The sequence below is a fragment of the Rhodococcus sp. Ni2 genome (genome assembly GCF_021352185.1).
Taxonomy (GTDB): domain Bacteria; phylum Actinomycetota; class Actinomycetes; order Mycobacteriales; family Mycobacteriaceae; genus Rhodococcus_F; species Rhodococcus_F qingshengii.
The window spans coordinates 978,294-1,000,142 of the sequence record NZ_WOXZ01000001.1; the positions used below are offsets into that span (position 1 = coordinate 978,294).

A 21,849-nucleotide genomic window follows, 5' to 3' on the forward strand; every position below is an offset into this window, starting at 1 on the left:
CCACGAATCAGGTGGGCACAGAATCGGTTAGCTCAGGCGTGAGGACCGGATACGCAGAACTGATTCCCATCAGGATCGAGGAGCGTCACCCAGCGGAAACCGTCCATGTTCTCGCGGTGGTGCTCGGTAGCTCCGGCCTCGACGAGCCGCGCCACCTCGGCGTCGAGATCCGGACTCCCCAAATCGAGATGGATGCGATTCTTGCCGGCGGTGGGGTCCGGGACCTTCTGGAATGCGAAGTTGGTGGCGCTGTCAGGGACCGCGACGATGTAGAACCAACCGTCGTTTTCCTCGACGATGTTTCCGCCCAACTGCGCTGCCCACCACGTTGCGAGCGGACCGGGATCGAGACTGTCGAAGGTGATCATGCCGAGTGTGAGAGTCATGCGCACACGCTAATGGAAGCCACCGACAAAGACTCTCGATCTCGGGCTGAGATGAGACGATCGTCGAATGCGACTCACAACGCTGCGCGACCGTGTTGCAGAACTACTCTTCGCAGTTTTCATCGCGACCGGCTTGCTCCTGAGCATCCTCGGAGTGCTCGCCTGGCGATTTGCCACGCCATCCACGCGAACAGAACATGTCGGAATCCAACCCCCACCACCGCCGCCGATGGAGGACGGCAAGACCGGATACATGTGGGTGATCGACGGCTACAGCTACTCTGACGCGCCACATTGGTTCCCCGCAACTGCGTGGTTTCTGACAGTCGGAACCGCTGTCGCCGTTGCCGTCTCGGCGATACTGAACGCGACGGGATGGCGGCTGGCCCGTGACACACGCGGTAGAAAATTTGCTCTTCCGTTTGCACTTTCAGCTTTCGGCACAGCCTACGGACTCGCGGTCGCCGTTGTCGGAAAAATCTGGCCGCCCACCTTCTATTCGGTGGTCCTTCCCGAACCTCGTGACCCGCAGAAGCCCTACCCCGAATCGGCCATCATCCACTTCGACCTCGAGCCGAACCTGATCACCTTCACCGCAACAGGTCTTGCCGTCGGCCTTCTCGCGGCCGCCCTGCTTTATGTCCGGAACTACTCGCTCACACGAACGAACTAGCGGGCGCGGAGATCACTCGACCGCTTCGAGTTCCGCGACACTCCCGTCCGAGATCACCCGGACGTGGCGGGTGATCTTCTCGATCGGCCAGTCCCACCATGCAATTCGCACCAACTTCTCGATGTCTTCGGCACTGAAGCGGCGCTTGATCTCCGTTGCCGGGTTGCCGCCGACAATTGCGTAGTCCGGGACGTCGCGCGTTACGACGGCGCCAGTGGACACGATCGCCCCGTGACCGATCCGGACACCGGGCATGACTGTCACGTTCCCGCCGAACCACACGTCGTTCCCGACGACGGTGTCACCGCGTGACGGCAGATCCTGCACCAAATCCATGTGCCTGGCCCAATCACCGCCCATGATCGGAAACGGGTAGGTGGAGACACCGTTCATACGATGGTTCGCGCCGTTCATGATGAAGGTGACACCGGTGGCCAGGGCGCAGAACTTTCCGATCACCAGTTTGTCGGGACCGTAGTGATGCAACACGTTTCGAGTCTCGAACTCTTCGGCGAACTCCGGATCATCGTAGTAGGTGTACTCCCCTACCTCGATCAACGGGTTGTCGATCAACGGCCTCAGCAACACCACACGCGGTTGCCCGGCCATCGGATGAACATTTGTGGGATCCGGCGCGTTCACTGCTTACTCCGATCCGTCGGCGCGGTGTCGCCGACCGCAGCAAGACTATCTGGTTCCTGCTGCGATCGACCGACAAGCGAAAACGTACCGGTGTCAGCCCAGGAGGCCCTTGGCGATATGGGTGACCTGAATTTCGTTGCTGCCCGCATAGATCATGAGCGACTTGGCATCACGCGCCAACTGCTCGACTCGGTACTCGGCCATGTAGCCGTTTCCACCGAACAGCTGCACGGCTTCCATCGCGACCTCGGTCGCTGCGCGCGAGGAGTACAGCTTCATCGCCGACGCCTCCGCCAGGCTCACTTTGTCTCCGGCTGCGGTGCGCTCGATCGCATTGAAGACCATGTTCTGCACGTTGATTCGAGCGACCTCCATCTCGGCGAGCTTGAGCTGGATGAGCTGGAACTGCCCGATCTCGCGTCCCCACAGTTTGCGGGACTTCGCGTATTCGATACTCAGACGGTGGCATTCGTTGATGATGCCGAGAGACAGGGACGCGATGCCGATGCGTTCGGCGGCAAAGCTCTCCTTGGCGCTGGATTTGCCGTCCGACTTTCCGCTGTCCTCGGTCTCGCCGAGCAGACGGTCCTTGGTGATGCGGACGTTGTCGAAGAACAGCTCACCTGTGGGTGAGGAGTTCATGCCCATCTTCTTGAACGGCGGGCTCTGGGTGAGACCCTCCATGCCCTTGTCGAGGATGAAGGCGAGCACCTTGCGATCGCGACGATCAACCGACGCATCGCCCTCGTCGAGCTTTGCGTACACGATCATCACGTCGGCGTACGGACCGTTGGTGATGAAGGTCTTGTTGCCGTTGAGAATGTAGTCGTCGCCGTCGCGGCGTACGTAGGACTTCATGCCGCCGAAGGCATCCGAGCCGGAGTCCGGTTCGGTGATCGCCCAGGCGCCGACGGTCTCGAATGTCACCAGGCCGGGGAGCCAGCGTTCCTTCTGCGCGAGTGTGCCGCGGCTGCGGATAGTTCCGGCGGCCAATCCGAGGCTGACACCCAACGATGCGACCAGGCCGAGGCTGACTCCGGCCAATTCGCTGTTGAGCACGACGCCCATGCTGCCGGCGCCGCTGAAGGCGCTCGACTTCTCACCGTCACCGGAGGGCGCATCGCCGCGCTCGCGTGCCAGCGACTTCTCGAGGCCCTCGCGTGCCATGTCCGCCAGACCGAAGGTCGAGTACAGCTTGCGAATGATGTCGAACGGCGGCAGCGCACCGCTTTCGAGCTCGTCGACGTGAGGTCGCACCTCTTTGTCGATAAAGCCCCGCAAGGCGTCGCGGAACATCAGGTCGGTGTCGGACCACTCGTACATGTGCCTGAACTCCAGTCGGTGAACGATCGAGAGACTGCCGAACGACAGCCACACACCGAATATAGAACACGTTCCAAAACCGGAACAGGATTCAGCTGATCAGTCCCATTCGCTGCGAGATCCACGTCAGCTCCTGCTCGACGCCGGCCGACCACACCGAAAAGCTGTGACCACCGGGAAGCTCGAGATACCTGGCGTCCATTCCGGCCGCTTTGGCCGCTTCGTACACCTTTTGCTGACCGGGCTTGAACTCATTGTCATCTGTTCCGACGACGAACACTCCGCCCGAGTTCGGGAACTTCCGAGTCGCCAGCAGGTCCATCGGATTCACCTTCACGAACGCCGCTTCGTCGCCGCCGAATATCTCGTCGACGGTTCGCTGTCGGTCACCGAGCGAAGGCTCCAATTGACCGGACAGATCGAGGAATGTCGGGTACACCTCGGGGTAATTGGTCGCCATCTGCAGTGAGCAGGTGCCACCGTAGGAGAGCCCGCCGATTGCCCACGCTCGCGGATTCGTGTCGATCTGGAACGCATTCGCCACCGCAGCGGGCAAGTCCTTTGCCAGATACGTGCCGACCTTGCCCTGTGACGAGTCGGTGCACAGCGGATTGGCCATCTGCGACCCTGTTCCATCGGCTATCACGACGACTGGAGCCAACCCCTCGTGATCTCGTGCAAAGGCATCCATTGTCGCGGTCAGCTTTCCGCCCTGGAGCCAGTCCTCGGGCTTGCCAGGCTGACCTGCCATGAGCACGAGCACGGGAAGAAGCGGACGCGGATTGGTGAAGTACGACGGCGGCAGATACACCTGCGCGTCGCGCGCGGAGAATCCTGAAATCGTCCCGGGGACAGGCAAAGTCGTGACCCGTCCGCGAATCGGCATGCCCTCCGGCGCTTTCCACACAGTGTCGGTGGGATCGCCGGTGACAACAGGATCGGTCGGACCGGGAACTTCACTGAGTGAGATGCGGTCGAAATCGTCGTGTCCGAACGCAATTCCCACAGTCGGATACGCGGCGAAAACCAGATTGATCTGCGTCGCGGCAGTGATGACGACCAGAACCGTCGCGATCACGGACAGGAGCGCTTTCGCGACGGTTCCGCCCGCCTTGATTCGCGGCCCGAGAAGTAGCAGCGCGTAGATACCGAGACCGATCCACACGTAGATCGACATCTCGATGGGATCGGGGAACGGCACGATCACCTTTTCGACGGTGATCCACACGGCGATCATGATCACCAGCGCAATCAGCCCCGCGATCGGCACCGCTCTGCGGTAGTACCAGCGCACGTTCGAACCGAGCAGCCACACGCCACCCAGGACCCCAAGGACAGTCAGGATCACCGGCAGCGGTCCCGAGATCAAACTGATTCGGTAGAGCCAGTCCACGTCAAACCTCTCGCGCGTAGAAATGTCGCACGCACGAGGCTAGACGACGACGCTAGTACTCTGTATCAGGTGACATTCATCAAGGTCTGTGGCCTACGCGACGTTGACACGGTCGACCTCACGGTGGGCCTGGGCGTCGACGCCATCGGTTTCGTCTTCGCCGAGAGCGTCCGCAAAGTCGACCCCACACTCGCAGTCGCTCTGCTCGCGCGAGTTCCCGATCACATCCGTGCAATCGGAGTCTTTCTCGGCAACCCGATCGGACAGATCCTCGAGATCGCGAAGATCACCGGGCTTCGCACCGTACAGGTTCACGATCTTGTCGACGCCGAGCAAGTGCAGCGGCTGCACGATGCCGGCCTCACCGTCATCCGCGCGGTCGTCTCCAGCAACGTCCGCGACGGTTACAATCTCGACCTCGGCGAGGACGAACTCCTGATCGACGGCGCAGACGCCGGATCAGGGGTGCCGTGGAACTGGGCCCAACAGCAATCGCGCCCGCAAGGCAAGTGGATCCTGGCGGGCGGACTGTCCCCGGACAACGTTCGCGACGCACTCGATGCCACCGGAGCCTGGGGCGTCGACGTCTCCAGCGGCGTCGAATCCTCCCGCGGCGTCAAGGACCACGCGTTGATCGAGAAGTTCGTGAGCGCTGTCCGGCAGACCGATCACTCGAAATAGGACGCGTAGTCACTGAAAGCGACTTGACCGGTGGGACTCGCTTTCACGGCGTCGGCAACGGCAGGCGGAATGGGAGCCCAGTGCGCAGGCATGGCCGCCGCCAGTGACGGCTTCAAGATGTAGAGCAGTGCGAAGTTCACTATCCAGAGCGGCGGTGCCATCGACATGCCGACTTCCGAATTCACATCGCCTTTGGTGTTGGCCACCAGCTGCGCTGCTCCCGAAATCTGTTGCGCTGCAAATCCGTAGACTGCCTGCACCGTGTATGCCGACTGATAGAGCGCAATCAGAGTGTGCGTTGCACCGTTGTTGCGCAACCAGGTGCCCACGAAACCGCCAGGGGCGATCAGCGTATTCACCTGTCGCGTCGGCGCATCCGCGTTGGCCGGACTCTCCAGCAATCCGTCGGGATTCACGTACAACCCGTAACTGGCCAGAACCGACGGCGTAGTGCCGGAATAGAGGGGCCGCCCGTTCGTATTGGTGAGAATCCGGGCGCATTCGTCGATCACCTCGGCATCCTCGAGATTGCCACCGACCCCACCACCGGCCATGAGGTCGCGATACTGCTCCTCGGTCAAAGCGTCGGCTGGCTCGAGTCCGATCTGCGCGGCAATCTCTTCCGCAGTCTGCTGACCGAGTGGCTGGTTGAGTTGATCCGGAGTAGTCATCTGCGTGGGCGCGACGCTCTCGTAGACCGGTGCCCCGGCAAAAGGGATCACGAACCCGGTATCGACATTCTCTGCAACCGGTTGCGCGCCGGCCATCTGAGTGGTGGCAAACGAAAGTACGCACACCCCAACCAAAGCCAGAACCGAGACGGTCCCGCGATGAGACCGTGCTCCACGTCTACAGCCCTCGCCTGAGAAAGCCTTGCCTGCAATTCCATTGCCGCGCATAGGTCAACCTCCCGGAACGCAGTCGGGCGAATCAACTCGAGCTTGCATCTCAGTCAAACGCTGTGAACAGCGCCGTGTCAAGACACAGGTCAGGTCGAGGCACGGCGACAGCTCGCTCGATACAGGCGACAGCTCGCCCGCTACAGTGATGCTTCCATCTGAAGTGACCTCACCCCATTTGAATTGCAGGACATCTCTGGAGGCGAGCAGTGTCTGACAAGCGCGGGACCGTATTGATCACCGGTGTCGGTCGGAGCAAGTCGATCGGAGCGGGCCTCGCATTGGGCCTTGCCGAGGATGGTTGGGATCTGGCTATCGGCTACTGGGAGCCTTACGACGAACGCGTCGGGTTCGGGCGCGGAGCGCACGATCCGCAAGACATTGCCGAGAAGTGTCGCGCACTCGGAAGCCGTGTCGACCTCGTTCCCGGAGATCTGGCCTCGCCCGACGTGGCCGATCAGCTCGTTGACGCTGCCGCAGCGCGGAACGACCTCCGTGGGCTGGTGCTCTCACATTGCGAAAGCGTCGACAGCTCGATCCTCGATACCACCGTCGAGAGCTGGGAACGACATTTCGCCGTCAACACTCGCGCCTCCTGGCTGCTGATCAAAGCGTTCGCTGAACGGCTTCCGGAACAGCGCGACGTCAGTCAGGTGGCCGGGCGGATCATCGCACTCACCAGCGACCATGCGGCCCACAATCTTCCGTACGGGGCCAGCAAGGGCGCTCTCGATCGCATCGTCATCGCCGCCGCAGTCGAACTTGGATCACGCGGCATACGAGCCAACGTCGTCAACCCAGGACCTATCGACACAGGATGGATGACACCCGAGATCAGACAGGCCACAACCCTCCAGACTCCTGCCGGCCGGCTGGGTACTCCCGGCGACACTGCAAACCTCGTTCGGTTTCTGATGTCCGACGCCGGAGGCTGGATTACGGGACAACTCCTTCACTCCAACGGCGGATTCAGTACGAACTGAGCCTTGGCCGGACTCAGTTCAGGCTTTGTAGGTCGGTAGCGTCTGCCCGAGCCTCTTACCCATTTCGGCAGCCAAAGCCGCGAGCCCGCTGGCCGGACGCACCATGACCTCGAAATCGACGATCTTGCCGTCCTCGTCGAATTCGACCATGTCGATTCCCTTGAGACTCTTGTCGCCGATGTTCGCACTGAATTCGAGCACGACCTGTCGACCGTTGGCTCCGGCGAACTGACGGTGGTACTCGAAGTTCTCGAACACCTGGATCACCGTATTGAGAATGAGCACAACGGCATCCGCGGACTGGTACGGCTTGAATCCCGTGGGCGATCGGAACTGCGCGTCGGGCGCGACGATCGTCGGTAGCGCCGACAGATCGCCGGTTTCGATCATGGTGTGCCACAACTTCAGTGCAGCTTCGACTTTCGGTTCGAGCGTCAATTCCGTGCTCATGCTTCTACCCTTCCCTCGACGTTACCTGCCGCTTGATCTACCGGCACTTGACTTGCGACGGACCACGCACTCAACACAGTTCGCACCCCGGTCACGAGTTGCAACGGCTGATCGATCATGACGTGATGTCCGGCTTCGGGAATCTCCGCCACGATGGCCTCCGTTCCGAACAATCCGCGCATGTGCTCCATGAGTCGATCGGACACGATGCCGTTCTCGGCTCGGAAATAGGCTACGCGGCAACGTGGTTCGCTGTCGAGGACATCTTCGGCGCCTACTCGGAGAAAGAAATTCGGATCGAACTTCCACGACCAACCGCCCTCGACTTCCTCCATCGACGTGGCCGCCACATGGTCACGCACCGCAGGCAGACCCGAATCCTGCGGCGGAACGAAGCGGAAACGGCCCATCGCGTCTTCCCTGGTGGGATAAACCTTCTTGGGGCCGAACGCATTCTGGCGTCGAGCCGCCTCCTCTTCGGGCGTACGCGCCTTGAGCGGAGAATCGATGATGACAACCCCGTCCAACAGTTCGCCATGCAGATGCGAGGCCACGAAAGAAACAATCCCACCCATACTGTGCCCCACCAGAATCGGCTTGCCGTCGATTCCCCCGGCCTCGGCCGCCGCCAGCACCTCGCGAGCCCACTGGGACATCGCGTAGGCGTCGCGAGTGTCACTGTCGCCGTGGCCCGTCAAGTCGAGAGCGACGACGCGGCGCCCCTCGGCGAACTGCGGCGCAATGTGATCCCACCAGCGACTGTGGGCTGCGCCGCCGTGAATCAGCACGATTCCCGGCCCCGCCGGCCCCCAAGCCCGAAAGTGCACCGAGGCACCCTCGACCTCCACCGACCCCGTCTCGACCGGCGCTGCCAACGCCCGAGTGAACCAACCAGGCGCGTCTTCGACCACATTGCTCATCGATCGAACATACATAGTCGTCAATCGGTTCATCCAACTCTTCCCAGTTCGTGATCCATCACCTATATTGAATCCGGCCTCAAGTTCAATTCGTTTCGCCGAAGGGGAGAGATGACCAACCGCCAAGTACGCCTCGCCGCCCGCCCGACAGGACTTCCCGACGCTTCCACCTGGGAATACGTCGATGCCGAGATCCCGTCCGCCGGACCGGGCGAGTTTGTCGTCAAGGTCGAATACCTCTCCCTCGACCCCGCGATGCGCGGTTGGCTCAACGACGTCAAGTCGTACGTTCCGCCGGTCAAGCTCGGTTCCGTCATGCGCGCCCACGGCGTCGGACGCATCACCGAATCACAGCACCCCGATTACCAGGTCGGGGACATCGTGGCCGGATCCTTCGGCGCTTCCGAGTACGGCGTTTCCGACGGTACAGACGTCACTCGGGTCGACGAATCGATCGCTCCCCTACCGACCTGGCTCGGCGCTCTCGGTTTCCCCGGCGTCACTGCGTATTTCGGATTACTCGACGTCGGAAAGCTGAAAGACGGTGACACCGTCGTCGTGTCCGGTGCCGCGGGTGCGGTCGGCAGTCTGGTCGGCCAGATCGCAAAGCTTCACGGATGCAAGGTCATCGGCATCGCCGGCGGTCCGGAGAAGTGCGCGTGGCTCACCGAGGACCTCGGCTTCGATGTCGCCATCGACTACAAGAACGAATCCGTATACAAGGCGCTCAAGTCCAACGCTCCCGACGGTATCGACGTGTACTTCGACAACGTCGGCGGAGAAATTCTCGACGCCGCTCTCTCCCGTCTGCGCCTCGGAGCTCGGGTGGTCATCTGCGGCGCCATCGCGGGCTACAACGCCACCGAACCTCAGCCAGGCCCTGCTCACTACCTGTCACTTCTCGTCAACCGCGCCACGATGGCCGGCTTCGTGGTCTTCGACTACCTCGATCGCTACGCAGAAGCACAAGAGCAGATCGGAAAGTGGATCAAGAGTGGCGAATTGACTGCTCGCGAGCACGTCGTCGACGGCGGTATCGACGCGTTCGGCGACAGCCTCAATCTTCTCTTCGCCGGAGCGAACACCGGAAAGCTGGTCTTGAAGGTCAGCTGAGTCGGCCACACACGCAGATCGGCCACCGGTATTCCGGTGGCCGATTCGCTTGGGTCAACTGACTCCGGACGGAGTGGGAACGCTGTCCTCCCCCAACCGCGGCGGGGCCGACCGATAGGTTGCCGGCGTGCCGCTCATCCGAATCGGATTGGCTACCTGCCGAGTCGGTGCATCGCGACGCGGGTCGTCGATGGACACCACCGGATCGAGATTCAGCCGTTCCGCCAGCGCTATCGCGTCGGCGATGTCGTTGAGAGGCCCACACGGAACACCTCGCTCGGTCAGTGCCTCGAACCACGAGTCCGCAGAGCCCTTGGCCAATGCAGCAGTGACGGCGTCGAACAGTTCTTCTCGATGCGCAACCCTGTCGCTGTTGGACGCGAAACGCGCATCAGCGGCAAGTTCGGAAACTCCGAGAACCTCTGTCAACGAACTGAATTGCCGATCATTGCCGACCGCGAGGACCAGCGGACGGTCCGCGGTGTCGAATACCTCGTATGGTGCGATGCTCGGATGCCGGTTGCCCATTGCCTGCGGCACCACGCCCGCGGCCACGTAGCCGGACGACTGGTTGGCCAGTGCGGACAGCAACGAGGACAACAGATTGACCTCGACGTGCTGCCCTTCGCCTGTGCGATCGCGATGGCGCAGCGCTGCAAGGATTCCCACGCTGGCATGCAGGCCGGTGATGACGTCGACCACCGCGACACCGACCTTGGTGGGAGTCTTGGGATCGGGTCCGGTGATACTCATCAATCCGCCGACCGCCTGAATCAACAGGTCGTATCCCGGCAGAGAGTTGTTGCCACCGAAGCCGCTGATCGCGCAGTAGACCGCACGCGGATTCATTTCTCGGACAGCGTCGTAGCCCAGCCCCAGACGGTCCATCGTTCCCGGCAGGAAGTTCTGCACCACGACGTCCGCATTGCGAACCAGCTCGCGTGCACTCTCCAGATCCTCGCGCTCGCGCAGGTCCAGAGTGACCGACTTCTTGTTGCGGTTCACCGACAGAAAGTAGCTCGACTCGTCCCCCACCCACGGTGGGCCCCAGCTGCGAGTGTCGTCACCGACACCCGGCCGCTCGATCTTGACGACCTCGGCACCCAGGTCGGCGAGAATCATCGTGGCGTACGGACCGGCGAGGACGCGGCCGAAATCAGCGATCACCAACCCGTCGAGCGCTCCGACAGCGTCTGCCGTCACCGGAAAGCTTCTTCACCGGTGAGAGCGCGGCCGATCACGAGCTGGTGAACCTCGGACGTGCCCTCGTAGGTGAGAACGGATTCGAGGTTGTTGGCGTGCCGAATCACGGGGTACTCGAGCGTGATGCCGTTGGCGCCCAGAATGGTTCGGCATTCACGGGCGATCTTGATGGCCTCGCGGACATTGTTGAGCTTGCCGGTGCTGACCTGCTCGGGGCGAACCGTCCCGGCGTCCTTGAGGCGCCCGAGGTGGATGGCGAGCAACTGCCCCTTGCCCAATTCGACTGCCATGTCGGCGATCTTGGCCTGGGTGATCTGATACGCGGCGAGCAACTTGTCGAAGACCTTGCGATCACGTGCATATGAGATCGCAGTCTCGAGGCAGTCACGTGCTGCACCCATTGCCCCGAAGATGATGCCGAAGCGTGCCTCGTTGAGGCAGCCGAGCGGGCCGGACAGTCCGCGAGCCTTGGGCAGCATCGCCGAGGCAGGCAGACGCACGTCCTCGAGCACCAGTTCCGAGGTGACCGACGCCCGGAGCGACATCTTGTTCTTGATCTCGGGGGCGGAGAATCCCGGAGTGTCGGTGGGAACGACAAATCCGCGCACGCCGTCGTCGGTTCGAGCCCAGACCACGGCGACGTCCGCGATGGAGCCGTTGGTGATCCACATCTTGGTGCCGTTGAGGATCCAGTCGTCGCCGTCGCGCTTGGCGTTGGTTCGCATACCGCCGGGGTTGGATCCGAAATCGGGTTCCGTGAGACCGAAGCAGCCGATGGCTTCACCCGCCGCCATTCGCGGGAGCCATTCTTCCTTCTGCTCTTCACTTCCGTTGTGGTGGATCGCGAACATGGCGAGCGAGCCCTGGACCGAGACGAGGCTGCGAATGCCCGAATCGACAGCTTCGAGTTCCTGGCAGGCCAACCCGTACGCCGTGGCGCTCATCCCGGCACAGCCGTAGCCCTCGAGGTGCATGCCCAGTACGCCGAGCGCGCCCAGTTCCTTGGCCAGCTCACGAGCCGGCAGTGCTGCCGCTTCGAACCATTCACCTACGTGCGGGCGAATGCGATCGTCGACCATCTTGCGGACCGTGTCGCGGATCGCGATCTCCTCTGCGTCCAGCAGGGTGTCGATGGCAAAAAGCTCGGACAGGGACTGCGGCGTGGTCACGGGGCCTCCAGTGTTCTCGGGCGCAATCCTTTGCGAGAACGATTGCGCAATCGTTTGCATCGCCTAGAGTAGAGCCCGGTTGCGCACCCGTCAATCCCCGAACTGCCGACCGACACCGAATCAACTCAGGACCGACGCACACCAGGAGCCACGACGCAGATGACGCCCGATCCGTCGAACCGCAGCAACGGCCGTCCGCCGACGTTGCGCGAAATCGCCGACCAGGCCGGGGTCCACATCTCGACGGCGTCGCGGGTCCTCCGTCAGCCCGAGCCCGCCGACGGCTGGTCCGACTCCGCACTCCGGGTTCGTCAGGTTGCCGAGGAACTCGGTTACCAACCGAACCTGTGGGCAGCCAGCCTGCGTACCCGCAAGACCACCACCATCGGCGTCGTGATGCCGAGACTGACAGACGTTGTAGTAGCCACCATGTTCCAAGGCATCGAGGAAGCCGCCACCGCAGCCGGGTACTCCGTCTTGCTCTCCAGCCCGCCCGACGATCTGGAAGCGCAACGCAAAGCGGTCGAGTTCCTGGTGAGCCGACAGGTCGACGGTCTCATGCTGAGCAGCATCCACCTGCCGGGTACCGATTTCGTCGACTCGCTCCCCCTGCGCTCACTGCCGATCCTGCTGCTGAACCGGCACATCGACTCGGCGACGTCATCCGTCAACCGAAGCCTTCCCTTTGTCAGCGGCGACGACCGCCTCGGCGGCTACCTCGCCGGGAAGCATCTACTGGACTGCGGCTATCGCGATCTCGGAGTGATCGCGGGGCCGGACCACGCCAGCACGTCGAGGGAACGCGTCGCGGGTTTCCGCGATGCCCTGGCCGAAGCCGGTCTGGAACTGCCGCCGAACCGAATAGTGGCGTCCGAGTTCGAAGTTCAAGGGGGTGTCGATGCGGCGGCCACACTGCTCAGCGGGAACACGCGCCCTGACGCCGTTTTCACGGTGAGCGACACCATCGCGATCGGCGTACTCGGTGTGGCCCGTGATCTCGGGTTGAGCGTTCCCGACGATCTTGCGTTGGTCGGCTACAACGACATTCCGGTTGTCTCCCAACTCCCGGTGCCCCTGACGACGGTCAGGTCCCCCGCCCGAAAGATCGGTGCGACCGGGCTCGAGCACCTACTCGCACTGATCTCCGGCAAGAGCGTCGAATCCGTGAAGCTTCCCGTCGAACTGATCGCGCGAGCCTCCACCAGAAAGCCTGCCAGTCGCAAACTCTGAGCAGCTACCAGACCTGAGATTCGTCGATGCCCAACTGTCGCGCGTAACCGGAGTTGAGTGCGTCCCAGCCGTACTCGCGCGCCCGTTCACCCACGATCGGCCCGAAGGGCTCGCCTGCCAGAAGGGCATCGAGTACGTCGAAGCACAGATGCCACCCCGCAGCGAGCGCCGACGCCATCCCCTCGGCGCGCGACCTCTGCGTCAGCACGACGCGGGTACCGCCTTCGATCGGGGTCAGGTCCCACACCAATTCGTCCGGGCCCCACTCGTGTTCGAGCCGCCGAGTGGTCTCCACGACGTGAACGGTGACCGGCAGCGACATTTCGGGGGCGCCGTCCTCGGTGAGCATGGTGATCACCGCGTCACCGGTACGGCTCAGGTTCCGATCGGCGGTGTACGGCGTCCATTGCGCCAACATCTCAGGGTCGGTGATCGCCTCCCACACCTTCTCGACGGAATACGGCAGAACCCGAGGAAAGCTGACGACTGTGTCGTCACCGTCGACGCTCACCGTGACGTCGGACAGGGCACTGGGCTGATACGGCTGAGCACTCATGGTTCGATCTCACCAGGAACCACCGACACGGGCAACCGCCCGCTGGGCGTTCAGAACGCAAACACCGCCGATGCGGCCGCGACTGTCTCCTCCACCACCGGAAATTTCACCACGGACAAGTCGTGTCGAGCTCCTTCGAACTCCACCAGACGCGCCGCGGCGGGAATCAAGGCGAGTGCTGCCCGCATCTCCTCCGTTGTCGCGAACTCGTCCTTCGAACCGTGGACGACAACGGTCGGTGTGTTCAGGTCGGGCAGGTGTTCGGTTCTGAGCTTCTCGGGCTTCTTCGGTGGATGCAGTGGATAGGAGAGAAGGACCAGGCCGTCGACAAGTCCCGGGTTCTCCGCCGCAAGCATCGACGCCTGCCGACCGCCGTACGAATGTCCGCCGAGCAGAACGGGTCCGGGCACCGAGTAGTCCTTGCGAAGAGCAGCAATCACCTCGGCAATGCCCGCGCGATCCTCTGCAGCACGCGACGGATGCGGAGGCCCCGAAGCTCGACGCACCCGAAACGCGAGATCGAAGCGCAGAACTTGCACTCCTGCAGCAGCAAAGCCGTCGGCAACAGCACGCAACAGCACGGTGTCGCAGTTACTTCCTGCGCCGTGAGTCAGTGCAAGCGTGGCGACGGGCGACGCGAAGGACACAGAAGCAGGTCGATGAAGGAAACCGTGCACCGCACCTTCGTCGACCGTTTCGACAGTAGTCATGGACGCATCCTTGTCCGACCTGCTCGGGCCTGTTCGACCGCGGCAGTCATGCTGCCCTCGTAAACCGGACCGTGTCCGGGAAACAGCACGCCGGCAGGTGCAGCGGCGATATTGTCCAACGCCTGGTCGGTCGCTTCACGATCATGATTGAAGGGGCACACCAGAAACTGTGGTCCGGCGACGCTCGACGTCGCGTGTCCGGTCACCAGAGCGTCACCCGACGCGATCACTCCTGCGTCGGGAACAAGGTAAGCGCTGTGGCCGTCGGTATGCCCATGAGTGGGAATCGGCACGATCCGACCGGGAACGTCCAGCGCACCACCGGACGCAAAGGACTGTGCCCGAGGCAGTTCCGCACCTTTCAACGCGCCGACTCCGATCACGTCGCGAAGCCATTTCGGAGCACCTCGCCGCCACAACAGCAACGGAACTCCGGCCGGCGACAACTGTTGCAGATACTCCCTCTTCGCATGCGGCACTTCCAACGGATCCATCAGGACCGGAACCTCGAGCCGAGTCACGATGTCCGCGATCCCACCGATGTGATCGATGTGCGCGTGAGTGACGAGAATTGCCCGAACATCCCCGAGCTGGTGACCGATCTGTTCGATCGAGCGTTCGACGTCGGTGCCGTTGGCCGGATATCCGCCGTCGATCAAGGTCAGATCGGACCCCTCTTCGACCAGGACCCAATTGGCGTGACCGCACCGAACCAGATGTGTGTTCTCGATCTGCGTGATCGACAGTGCCGCAGTAGTCATGCTTGGTAGTCTGCGCCACGTGTCGGAATCCGTGAAGCAGGCCAGCAGCCGCAGCATTCGAGATCGCGCCGAAGCATCCTTGGTGGCAGCCGCATTCGCACTGCCCAGCGCGGTGAAACGTCGAATCACCGGACCACCCGTCGTCATCGAGGGCAACACGCTCGACGCCGACGCACACCTTCTGCTCACGCTCGCGAAGACGCGGCCACTCCCCTCGCATTCAACCGATCCCCAGTCACTCGCCGCTGCTCGCGCCAATCTCACCCGAACCGCGATCATGATGGGCGGCAGGCCCACGCCCGTCCACACCGAGGAGATCTCCGTTTCGGGTGCCGACGGCCCGCTTCGCGCCCGGCTCTACGTCCCGACAGCCGACACCGGCGCTCTGCTCGTCTACTTCCACGGCGGCGGGTGGGTACAGGGCAGCATCGAATCCCACGATGCCCCGTGCCGCCTGTTGGCCGAAACCTCCGGCGCACGGGTCATCTCGGTCGACTACCGGCTCTCACCCGAATTCGCTTTCCCCACACCGGTACACGATGCCTACGCCGCCTACCTCGATATCGTCGACCGCGCCGACGAGTTCTGCGCAGACCCGACGCGCATCGCTGTCGGGGGCGACAGCGCGGGCGGGCATCTTTCCGCAACGGTCGCGCTGCGTGCCCGCGACGACGGCAAGACCCCACCGGCGGCGCAGCTGTTGATCTACCCCGCGACCGACTTTCACGAGAAGGCCCCCTCGCGAACGACGTTCGGTAAAGGTTTCTTCCTGACCGAGGCCAACATGAACTTCTACGAGTCCAGCTTCCTCGGCAGCAATGCCGATCGACTCGATCCGATGGTGTCGCCGCTACGCGCCCCCGACGCGACCGGACTGCCGCCGGCCATCGTGATCACGGCGGGATTCGATCCACTCCGGGACGAAGGCGAAGCCTACGCAGCTCGATTGCGCGACAACGGTGTTCACGTGACCGATCGACGCTATCGCGGGTTCATCCACGGCTTCGTCAACGTTCTGGGACCGAGCGTGGGTTCGCGCACCGCCGTCGCCGAGATCGGCGGAATGCTCCGCGTTCTACTCACCCACCCAGCAAAATCTCCCGCAACGTATCCACCAGCGGATCAACCGGCAGCTCAGGGCTGATCGCACGCTGTAGCCCCAAACCGATTCCGACGCTGAGTATGCGCAGTGCCGCGGCGTTCGGGTCCAGTGCCGGCGTCACGCCGTTGGACTCGGCAAGATGTTGCACCACTCCGGCAATCAATCCGCGCACCTGATCGGCACCCGTCGCGATCTTTTCGCGGATCTCTTCGCTGTGCCGCGATCGCACCGAGAACTCGACTTCGAGCAACGTCCATCTCTTGTCCCCGATGGTTCGCTCGGCCCATCGCGCGAACTCGGCCACCGCGTCGTCGAGCGTCGAATTGGCTCCGAGCTGTGAGGTGATCTCGCCGACCTTGGTCAACCTGATTCGGCCGAGCACCTCGGCGCACAACTCGTCCTTGTTCTTGAAGTTCGAGTACACCGCACCTTTGGAATAACCGGCATCCTCAGCGATCTGATCGAGCGACGCGGCGGCGTACCCGCGATCGAGGAAATGTTCGACGGCCGTCGCCAACAAGGTCTCGCGGGTCATCGCCTGCGCTTCCTGCCTGGTCAATCGCGCCATCGGAACCTCCTCGCGGTTCTGAGTATCGAGATTCCAACGGTAGCCGAATACCGGAAGCGCACCGCAGGCGCACTCCCGAAACCCCAATTTGGGGTACCCACGTTATTCAGATACTGATAGTCTCCGAAATATGACTTCAGAAGTGACCGGCACCACCGCGCCCGGGTCCGGACGACACAGCGCGCCTAGACGGGGATTGGCAATCGGATGCGGCGGCACCCTCGGCTTCGCCTGGACCGTTGCTGCCCTCGCCTCGGTTCGGGACGCCCTCGACTGGGATCCCCGCGAAGCCACCGCCATCATCGGCACGTCCGCCGGAGCCGAGTTCGTGACAATGCTCGGCAGCGGAGTCGGCGTCGACGAGTTGGTAGCCATGCAACTCGGAGAGCCCGCCGCACGTCCCGAACTCCTCGCCCACACAGCATCGGCGCCCGGAAGAATCCCGCCACTTCCGAGTTTGGGGATCGGCAATCCACGACTGGTGACGCGTCGAGATCTTCCCGTTCTGAGCCGGATGAGCGGTATCGCACCGCGTGGTGGCGGCGACCCGTCCTGGCTCACCACGCTCGCCGAATCTCTTGCCCCTGGCGATTCGTGGCTCCCACATCCGTGCGCGTACATGGTATCCATGGACTACAGAACCGGGCGACGGGTCGCGTTCGGGGCACAGGGGGCTCCGAAAGCGACAGTCGGTGAAGCGCTTCGAGCGTCTTGGGCGATTCCCGGCTGGTTCCCACCTGTCACCATCGACGGCGTCAGGTACATCGACGGCGGCGCGGCGTCCACGGCATCGGTAGACCTCCTGCTCCCCCTCGAACTCGACGAGCTGGTTGTACTGGCGCCCATGGCATCTCGAACACTGAAGCCGGCGCGCGGCGCCGCCCGTATCGAACGCGGCGCCCTGCGGAACTCCATGTCCAAGGGCCTCGACCGGGAAATCGAACTGGTGCGCGCTGCGGGAACCAGGGTCTTGCGCATAGACGCCACCGACGACGATCTCGCCGTCATGGGCGCCAACTTCATGGACGGCCGACGGCGGCTCGCCACCTTCGAATCATCCCTACGTACAACACGTGCGAGCGTGAAACGCGAACTCGATGCGCGCCCATTCCACTCCACCCCGTCCCACCAGTGAAAGCGCAGACTCAGTGAACAACAGAACTGACCACTTCGAGGTCGTGATCATCGGTGGCGGGATCTCCGGGATCGGTGCAGCAATTCACCTGCAGCGCCTCGGGATCGACAATTTTGTCCTGCTCGAGAAAGCGGACTCCCTCGGCGGCACCTGGCGCGCCAACACCTATCCCGGTTGTGCCTGCGACGTCCCGTCCGGCCTGTACTCGTATTCCTTTGCCGCCAATCCGGATTGGACCCGACTGTTCGCGGAGCAGCCGGAGATCCGCGAGTACATCGAGGACACGGCCGTCCGCCACGGGGTCGACAAGCACGTTCGCTTCGGGGTAGAAATGCTCTCCGCACAGTGGGACGCATCGCAATCACTCTGGGAGATCACAACTTCCAGCGGTGAACTCACTGCTCGTTTCGTGATAGCCGCCGCCGGCCCGTGGAACGAACCCTTGACGCCGGCGATCCCCGGGCTGGAAACGTTCGAGGGCGAGGTGTTTCATTCCTCGCAGTGGAATCACGACTACGACTTGACCGGAAAGCGCGTCGCCGTCGTAGGTACCGGCGCTTCCGCAGTCCAATTCGTGCCGCGCATCGTCTCCGACGTGTCCGCCCTTCACCTTTACCAACGCACCGCTCAATGGGTCCTTCCCAAACCCGATCACTACGTACCGCGGATCGAAAGGTCCGTCATGCGATTCGTACCGGGAGCGCACAAGGCTCTACGCAGCATCGAATACGGAATCATGGAAGCGCTTGGATTGGGGTTCCGCAATCCGTGGATCCTGCGTATCGTGCAGAAACTCGGGTCGGCCCAATTGCGCTTGCAGGTGCGCGATCCGAAGCTACGCAAGGCGCTGACTCCCGACTACACCCTCGGTTGCAAGCGACTACTCATGTCGAACTCGTACTACCCGGCCCTCGGCAGACCCAACGTGACCGTCCATGCCAACGCAGTCGAAGAGATCCACGGCAACACCGTGATCGGAGCCGACGGAGTGGAATCGGAAGTGGACGCGATCATCTTCGGAACGGGCTTCCACATCCTCGACATGCCCATTGCATCAAAGGTATTCGACGGAGAAGGTCGATCACTCGACGATCATTGGCAGGGAAGCCCGCGGGCGTACTTCGGTTCCGCCGTCAGCGGATTCCCCAACGCGTTCATTCTGCTGGGCCCGAGCCTCGGCACCGGACACACGTCGGCCTTCATGATTCTGGAAGCCCAACTGGTCTATGTGGCACAGGCGATCGGCCACGCTCGTCGGCACGGCTGGAAAACCATCGACGTGCGCCCGGAAGTACAGGCAGCCTTCAACTCTCAAGTTCAGGAGGCATTGGGTACCACGGTCTACAACGCCGGTGGTTGCGAAAGCTATTTCTTCGACGTCAACGGCCGCAACAGCTTCAACTGGCCGTGGTCGTCAGGAGCCATGCGTCGACGGCTACGGGCCTTCGATCCATACGCCTACAACCACACGCTGTCCGACAACCCTGCGTCAGACGACACCCCCGCTGAGCCCACCACCACCCCCGAACCGGAGTACACCACATGAGCCTTTTCGGCACCACCTACCCGCCGATCGATCTCGACGGAGCAGTCGTCGTCATCTCCGGAGGTGGCCGCGGAATCGGCCGGGCCACAGCGGAGTTGTTCGCAGCTCGCGGCGCACTCGTCTGCGTCGGCGACCTCGACGAGGAGACGGCCGTCGACACCGCCGCATCCATCGGCGCACGGGCCCGCGGGTACGCTCTGGACGTCACCTCACGCGAATCCTGGGATGTGTTCGTCTCCACAGTGATCGGCGAATTCGGTCACATCGACATTCTGGTCAACAATGCGGGCGTGATGCCGCTCGGCAGCTTCCTCGACGAGTCCGACGCCACCAGTCGAGTAACCCTCGACGTCAATGTCTGGGGCCCGATTCACGGGATGCGCACCGTGCTGCCCGGCATGGTGGATCGGCGACGCGGCCACGTCGTCAACATCGCATCCATGGCAGGCAAGCTACCGGTGCCAGGAATGGCCGTGTACAACGCAAGCAAGTTCGGTGCGGTGGGCCTTTCCGCCTCTGCTCGTGTCGAATTCGCAGATTCCGGCGTCAGCGTCAGCGCCATCCTGCCCAGCGCGGTGCGCACCGGGCTCTCCTCCGGTGTGCCACTCGGAAAGGGCATGCCGACGGTTGAACCCGAGGTCGTGGCCAAAGCTGTCGTCGACACGGTCGCGCACCGGCGAGCCGAAACTACTGTTCCGCGTTACCTTGCGGGCTGGGACCTCATCGACGCTGTAGTACCCGAATGGATGATCAACATCGGACGCCGGGTGATCGACGATCGCCGCGCGCTGACATCGGTAGATCCGAACGGGCGTGCGGATTACGAAAAGCGAGTGGCACGTCAGGCCGAAAACGAGGAGCACGATCGGAGATGAAGCGGGTAGTTTCGTGGCCATGTACATCCGCCGCGAAACTTCTTCCGACCGTGACGCAATCTATTCACTGCTCGGGGCGGCGTTTGCCGACCAAGCGCCGCCCGGCGAGTCTCCCTACGAGATCGAACTGACACGTCAGCTCTTCGCCTCGAACGACTACTTACCGAAGTTGTCCCTTGTCGCCGTCGCCGGTGATGAGATCGTTGGTTTCGTGATCGGAACACGCGGATGGGTCGGTCCCGTTGAGGCGGTTGGCCTCGGCCCGTTGGCAGTCACACCGGACAACCAACGCAGCGGCGTCGGTTCGGCGCTGATGCACGCGGTGATCGGTGCGTCCGACGCTCTGGACGTGCCACTGCTCGCCCTCCTGGGCAGCACCGAGTACTACCCGCAGTTCGGGTTCGTCACCAGCACGGACGCCGGGATCGATTCTCCGGAAGCCGAGTGGGGCGAGCACTTTCAGATCAGGACCCTCACCACGCACCGCCCCGATCAGACGGGGAAGTTTTCATACGCAGCGCCTTTCGGGGTCGCTTGACCCTCAGCGCGATGTAAGAGTTCTTTGACATCCAGCGCACGTAGACCTACGCTCAGGCATGTCAAAGAACTCTTACACCTGGGAGGCTTCATGAGCACCACGGCACGGTGGAGCCTGATCATCGGTATCGGCGTCGCAGCAACGCTAGCCTTCAGCTTTTTCGCAGCATTGACCGCCAATGATCGGAAGACGTTGGCCTTCATCGTCTTCGCAATCGTCATGGCACCGGCTTGTATCGGGTCGGCGTGGGCCCTTTTTCCATCGGATAACGACAAGGCCCCCGCCTACCCCGAGGACACCGTCGAAACAGAATGGAGTCGCAAGGCCGGCTTCGGCGCGTTCACCGACTTGATCACTGCCATGGGGATCGCGCTGATCGCGCACAATGTCTTCGGCGCTCCCGAACTGCCGCTCGTAATGTTTACAGCCCTCGGTCTGGCCGACTTCGGAATCCGGTACTGGGCAGTGTCGAGGGACCGCACCCCACATTCGAGATCTGACGAGATCTGATGCGCAACAACCTTCAAGAACTTCGTACGGCAGCCGGATTGTCACAGCAAGCGTGCGCCGACGCGCTCGGCATCACACGCCAGACCGTCATCTCGATCGAGAAGGGACACTTCGACCCGCGTCTCTCACTGGCGTTCCGAATCGCCGAATACTTCGACAAACGCGTAGACGACATTTTCTCCAGCTGACGCCGTCTCGAACTGACGGAAGATCAGTCGAGCTGCGGTTTCAGTCGAGCTGCGGTTTCAGTCGAACAGAGTTGGCGATCCGTTTTCGTCCTTCCCGTCTTCGACGGCCGTTGCCTTCTTGCCCGAACCCTTGCGGACGACGGTCAACGTCGTCGTTCGACGCGACAACCTGTGCCCGTCACTGTGTTCGAGCAGCGCCATCCCCTGGCGAACTTCGACTACCGTCCACGGACCCGCATGGCCGGCTGCCTGCACGAGGTCACCGGACTCCACCTCAGTTGCCATGACCACTCCT

General features: G+C 62.6%; 26 protein-coding genes. 12 read left to right on the forward strand and 14 right to left on the reverse strand.

What is annotated here, in order from left to right:
• Positions 1-32 precede the first annotated feature (32 nt).
• Positions 33-386 (reverse strand): VOC family protein, encoded by a 354-nt coding sequence (locus tag GN300_RS04615; RefSeq protein WP_020970627.1) that lies wholly within the window; start codon positions 384-386, stop codon positions 33-35.
• 67 nt (positions 387-453) lie between these two features.
• Between GN300_RS04615 and GN300_RS04620 the strand changes: the two genes are divergently transcribed.
• On the forward strand, positions 454-1,059 hold the full coding sequence (locus GN300_RS04620; protein ID WP_063315840.1) for a hypothetical protein: 606 nt from the start codon (positions 454-456) through the stop codon (positions 1,057-1,059).
• 12 nt (positions 1,060-1,071) lie between these two features.
• Here the strand turns inward: GN300_RS04620 and GN300_RS04625 are convergent, their stop codons facing one another.
• From GN300_RS04625 to GN300_RS04635, 3 genes are all read right to left on the reverse strand, one after another.
• Positions 1,072-1,668 carry a CatB-related O-acetyltransferase gene (locus GN300_RS04625; protein WP_042451521.1) on the reverse strand — a complete coding sequence of 199 codons (597 nt, stop codon included), beginning with the start codon at positions 1,666-1,668 and terminating at the stop codon, positions 1,072-1,074.
• 126 nt (positions 1,669-1,794) lie between these two features.
• Positions 1,795-3,024: an acyl-CoA dehydrogenase family protein gene (locus tag GN300_RS04630; RefSeq protein WP_007733810.1), complete on the reverse strand. Its 1,230-nt coding sequence runs from the start codon at positions 3,022-3,024 to the stop codon at positions 1,795-1,797.
• Between the two features lie 91 nt (positions 3,025-3,115).
• Positions 3,116-4,417 (reverse strand): esterase family protein, encoded by a 1,302-nt coding sequence (locus GN300_RS04635; RefSeq protein WP_030535234.1) that lies wholly within the window; start codon positions 4,415-4,417, stop codon positions 3,116-3,118.
• A gap of 69 nt (positions 4,418-4,486) precedes the next feature.
• On the opposite strand from GN300_RS04635, the gene GN300_RS04640 reads away from it, so the two are divergent.
• Entirely contained in the window at positions 4,487-5,098 is a 612-nt protein-coding gene (locus GN300_RS04640; RefSeq protein WP_058037744.1) for a phosphoribosylanthranilate isomerase, read from the forward strand.
• Here the strand turns inward: GN300_RS04640 and GN300_RS04645 are convergent.
• Positions 5,086-5,997 (reverse strand): hypothetical protein, encoded by a 912-nt coding sequence (locus tag GN300_RS04645; protein WP_058037743.1) that lies wholly within the window; start codon positions 5,995-5,997, stop codon positions 5,086-5,088. The two genes, GN300_RS04640 and GN300_RS04645, sit on opposite strands and share 13 nt — an antisense overlap.
• A 209-nt stretch (positions 5,998-6,206) precedes the next feature.
• On the opposite strand from GN300_RS04645, the gene GN300_RS04650 reads away from it, so the two are divergent.
• The gene (locus GN300_RS04650; RefSeq protein ID WP_058037742.1) at positions 6,207-6,980 is read left to right on the forward strand and encodes an SDR family oxidoreductase; all 774 of its coding nucleotides are present in this window, start codon (positions 6,207-6,209) and stop codon (positions 6,978-6,980) included.
• An 18-nt stretch (positions 6,981-6,998) separates the two neighbouring features.
• On the opposite strand, the gene GN300_RS04655 is transcribed toward GN300_RS04650, so the two are convergent.
• Together GN300_RS04655 and GN300_RS04660 are read right to left on the reverse strand one after the other, a co-directional pair.
• Positions 6,999-7,430 carry a nuclear transport factor 2 family protein gene (locus GN300_RS04655; protein WP_003940510.1) on the reverse strand — a complete coding sequence of 144 codons (432 nt, stop codon included), beginning with the start codon at positions 7,428-7,430 and terminating at the stop codon, positions 6,999-7,001.
• Entirely contained in the window at positions 7,427-8,350 is a 924-nt protein-coding gene (locus GN300_RS04660) for an alpha/beta fold hydrolase (RefSeq protein ID WP_058037741.1), read from the reverse strand. The genes GN300_RS04655 and GN300_RS04660 overlap by 4 nt, the downstream gene beginning before the upstream one ends.
• A gap of 111 nt (positions 8,351-8,461) precedes the next feature.
• On the opposite strand from GN300_RS04660, the gene GN300_RS04665 reads away from it, so the two are divergent.
• Positions 8,462-9,463, forward strand: a complete 1,002-nt coding sequence (locus GN300_RS04665) for an NADP-dependent oxidoreductase (RefSeq protein ID WP_003939765.1) — start codon at positions 8,462-8,464, stop codon at positions 9,461-9,463.
• A gap of 54 nt (positions 9,464-9,517) precedes the next feature.
• On the opposite strand, the gene GN300_RS04670 is transcribed toward GN300_RS04665, so the two are convergent.
• Together GN300_RS04670 and GN300_RS04675 are read right to left on the reverse strand one after the other, a co-directional pair.
• Entirely contained in the window at positions 9,518-10,666 is a 1,149-nt protein-coding gene (locus GN300_RS04670) for a CaiB/BaiF CoA-transferase family protein (RefSeq protein ID WP_063315838.1), read from the reverse strand.
• Positions 10,663-11,835, reverse strand: a complete 1,173-nt coding sequence (locus GN300_RS04675) for an acyl-CoA dehydrogenase family protein (protein ID WP_063316044.1) — start codon at positions 11,833-11,835, stop codon at positions 10,663-10,665. The genes GN300_RS04670 and GN300_RS04675 overlap by 4 nt, the downstream gene beginning before the upstream one ends.
• A gap of 159 nt (positions 11,836-11,994) precedes the next feature.
• Here GN300_RS04675 and GN300_RS04680 point away from each other — a divergent pair, with 159 nt between their 5' ends.
• A complete protein-coding gene (locus GN300_RS04680; protein WP_063315837.1) occupies positions 11,995-13,065 on the forward strand; it encodes a LacI family DNA-binding transcriptional regulator in 1,071 nt (356 codons plus the stop codon).
• A 4-nt stretch (positions 13,066-13,069) separates the two neighbouring features.
• Here the strand turns inward: GN300_RS04680 and GN300_RS04685 are convergent, their stop codons facing one another.
• From GN300_RS04685 to GN300_RS04695, 3 genes are read right to left on the reverse strand one after another with little or no spacing between them, the layout of a single operon-like run.
• A complete protein-coding gene (locus GN300_RS04685; RefSeq protein WP_003940599.1) occupies positions 13,070-13,621 on the reverse strand; it encodes an SRPBCC family protein in 552 nt (183 codons plus the stop codon).
• A gap of 50 nt (positions 13,622-13,671) precedes the next feature.
• Positions 13,672-14,331: an alpha/beta fold hydrolase gene (locus GN300_RS04690; protein WP_050654791.1), complete on the reverse strand. Its 660-nt coding sequence runs from the start codon at positions 14,329-14,331 to the stop codon at positions 13,672-13,674.
• Entirely contained in the window at positions 14,328-15,092 is a 765-nt protein-coding gene (locus GN300_RS04695) for an MBL fold metallo-hydrolase (protein WP_003940355.1), read from the reverse strand. Before GN300_RS04695 ends, GN300_RS04690 begins: the two co-directional genes overlap by 4 nt.
• A 19-nt stretch (positions 15,093-15,111) precedes the next feature.
• Here GN300_RS04695 and GN300_RS04700 point away from each other — a divergent pair, with 19 nt between their 5' ends.
• A complete protein-coding gene (locus GN300_RS04700) occupies positions 15,112-16,236 on the forward strand; it encodes an alpha/beta hydrolase (RefSeq protein ID WP_233405570.1) in 1,125 nt (374 codons plus the stop codon).
• On the opposite strand, the gene GN300_RS04705 is transcribed toward GN300_RS04700, so the two are convergent.
• Positions 16,172-16,762, reverse strand: coding sequence for a TetR/AcrR family transcriptional regulator (locus tag GN300_RS04705; protein ID WP_030535226.1), 591 nt, complete (start codon positions 16,760-16,762; stop codon positions 16,172-16,174). The two genes, GN300_RS04700 and GN300_RS04705, sit on opposite strands and share 65 nt — an antisense overlap.
• Positions 16,763-16,892: 130 nt before the next feature.
• Here GN300_RS04705 and GN300_RS04710 point away from each other — a divergent pair, with 130 nt between their 5' ends.
• The 6 genes from GN300_RS04710 to GN300_RS04735 all read left to right on the forward strand — a co-directional run bounded on the left by GN300_RS04710 (position 16,893) and on the right by GN300_RS04735 (position 21,554).
• The gene (locus tag GN300_RS04710) at positions 16,893-17,897 is read left to right on the forward strand and encodes a patatin-like phospholipase family protein (protein ID WP_042451435.1); all 1,005 of its coding nucleotides are present in this window, start codon (positions 16,893-16,895) and stop codon (positions 17,895-17,897) included.
• A 13-nt stretch (positions 17,898-17,910) separates the two neighbouring features.
• Positions 17,911-19,443 (forward strand): NAD(P)/FAD-dependent oxidoreductase, encoded by a 1,533-nt coding sequence (locus GN300_RS04715; RefSeq protein WP_063315835.1) that lies wholly within the window; start codon positions 17,911-17,913, stop codon positions 19,441-19,443.
• Positions 19,440-20,318, forward strand: coding sequence for an SDR family oxidoreductase (locus GN300_RS04720; RefSeq protein WP_007733788.1), 879 nt, complete (start codon positions 19,440-19,442; stop codon positions 20,316-20,318). The genes GN300_RS04715 and GN300_RS04720 overlap by 4 nt, the downstream gene beginning before the upstream one ends.
• A gap of 19 nt (positions 20,319-20,337) precedes the next feature.
• The gene (locus tag GN300_RS04725) at positions 20,338-20,856 is read left to right on the forward strand and encodes a GNAT family N-acetyltransferase (protein WP_050654796.1); all 519 of its coding nucleotides are present in this window, start codon (positions 20,338-20,340) and stop codon (positions 20,854-20,856) included.
• Between the two features lie 90 nt (positions 20,857-20,946).
• Complete coding sequence (locus tag GN300_RS04730; RefSeq protein ID WP_050654797.1) at positions 20,947-21,366, forward strand: hypothetical protein; 420 nt, start codon at positions 20,947-20,949, stop codon at positions 21,364-21,366.
• Positions 21,366-21,554, forward strand: coding sequence for a helix-turn-helix transcriptional regulator (locus tag GN300_RS04735; protein WP_003940277.1), 189 nt, complete (start codon positions 21,366-21,368; stop codon positions 21,552-21,554). Before GN300_RS04730 ends, GN300_RS04735 begins: the two co-directional genes overlap by 1 nt.
• A gap of 57 nt (positions 21,555-21,611) precedes the next feature.
• Here GN300_RS04735 and GN300_RS04740 read toward each other — a convergent pair whose 3' ends face one another.
• Complete coding sequence (locus tag GN300_RS04740) at positions 21,612-21,839, reverse strand: hypothetical protein (RefSeq protein ID WP_030535223.1); 228 nt, start codon at positions 21,837-21,839, stop codon at positions 21,612-21,614.
• Positions 21,840-21,849 lie beyond the last annotated feature (10 nt).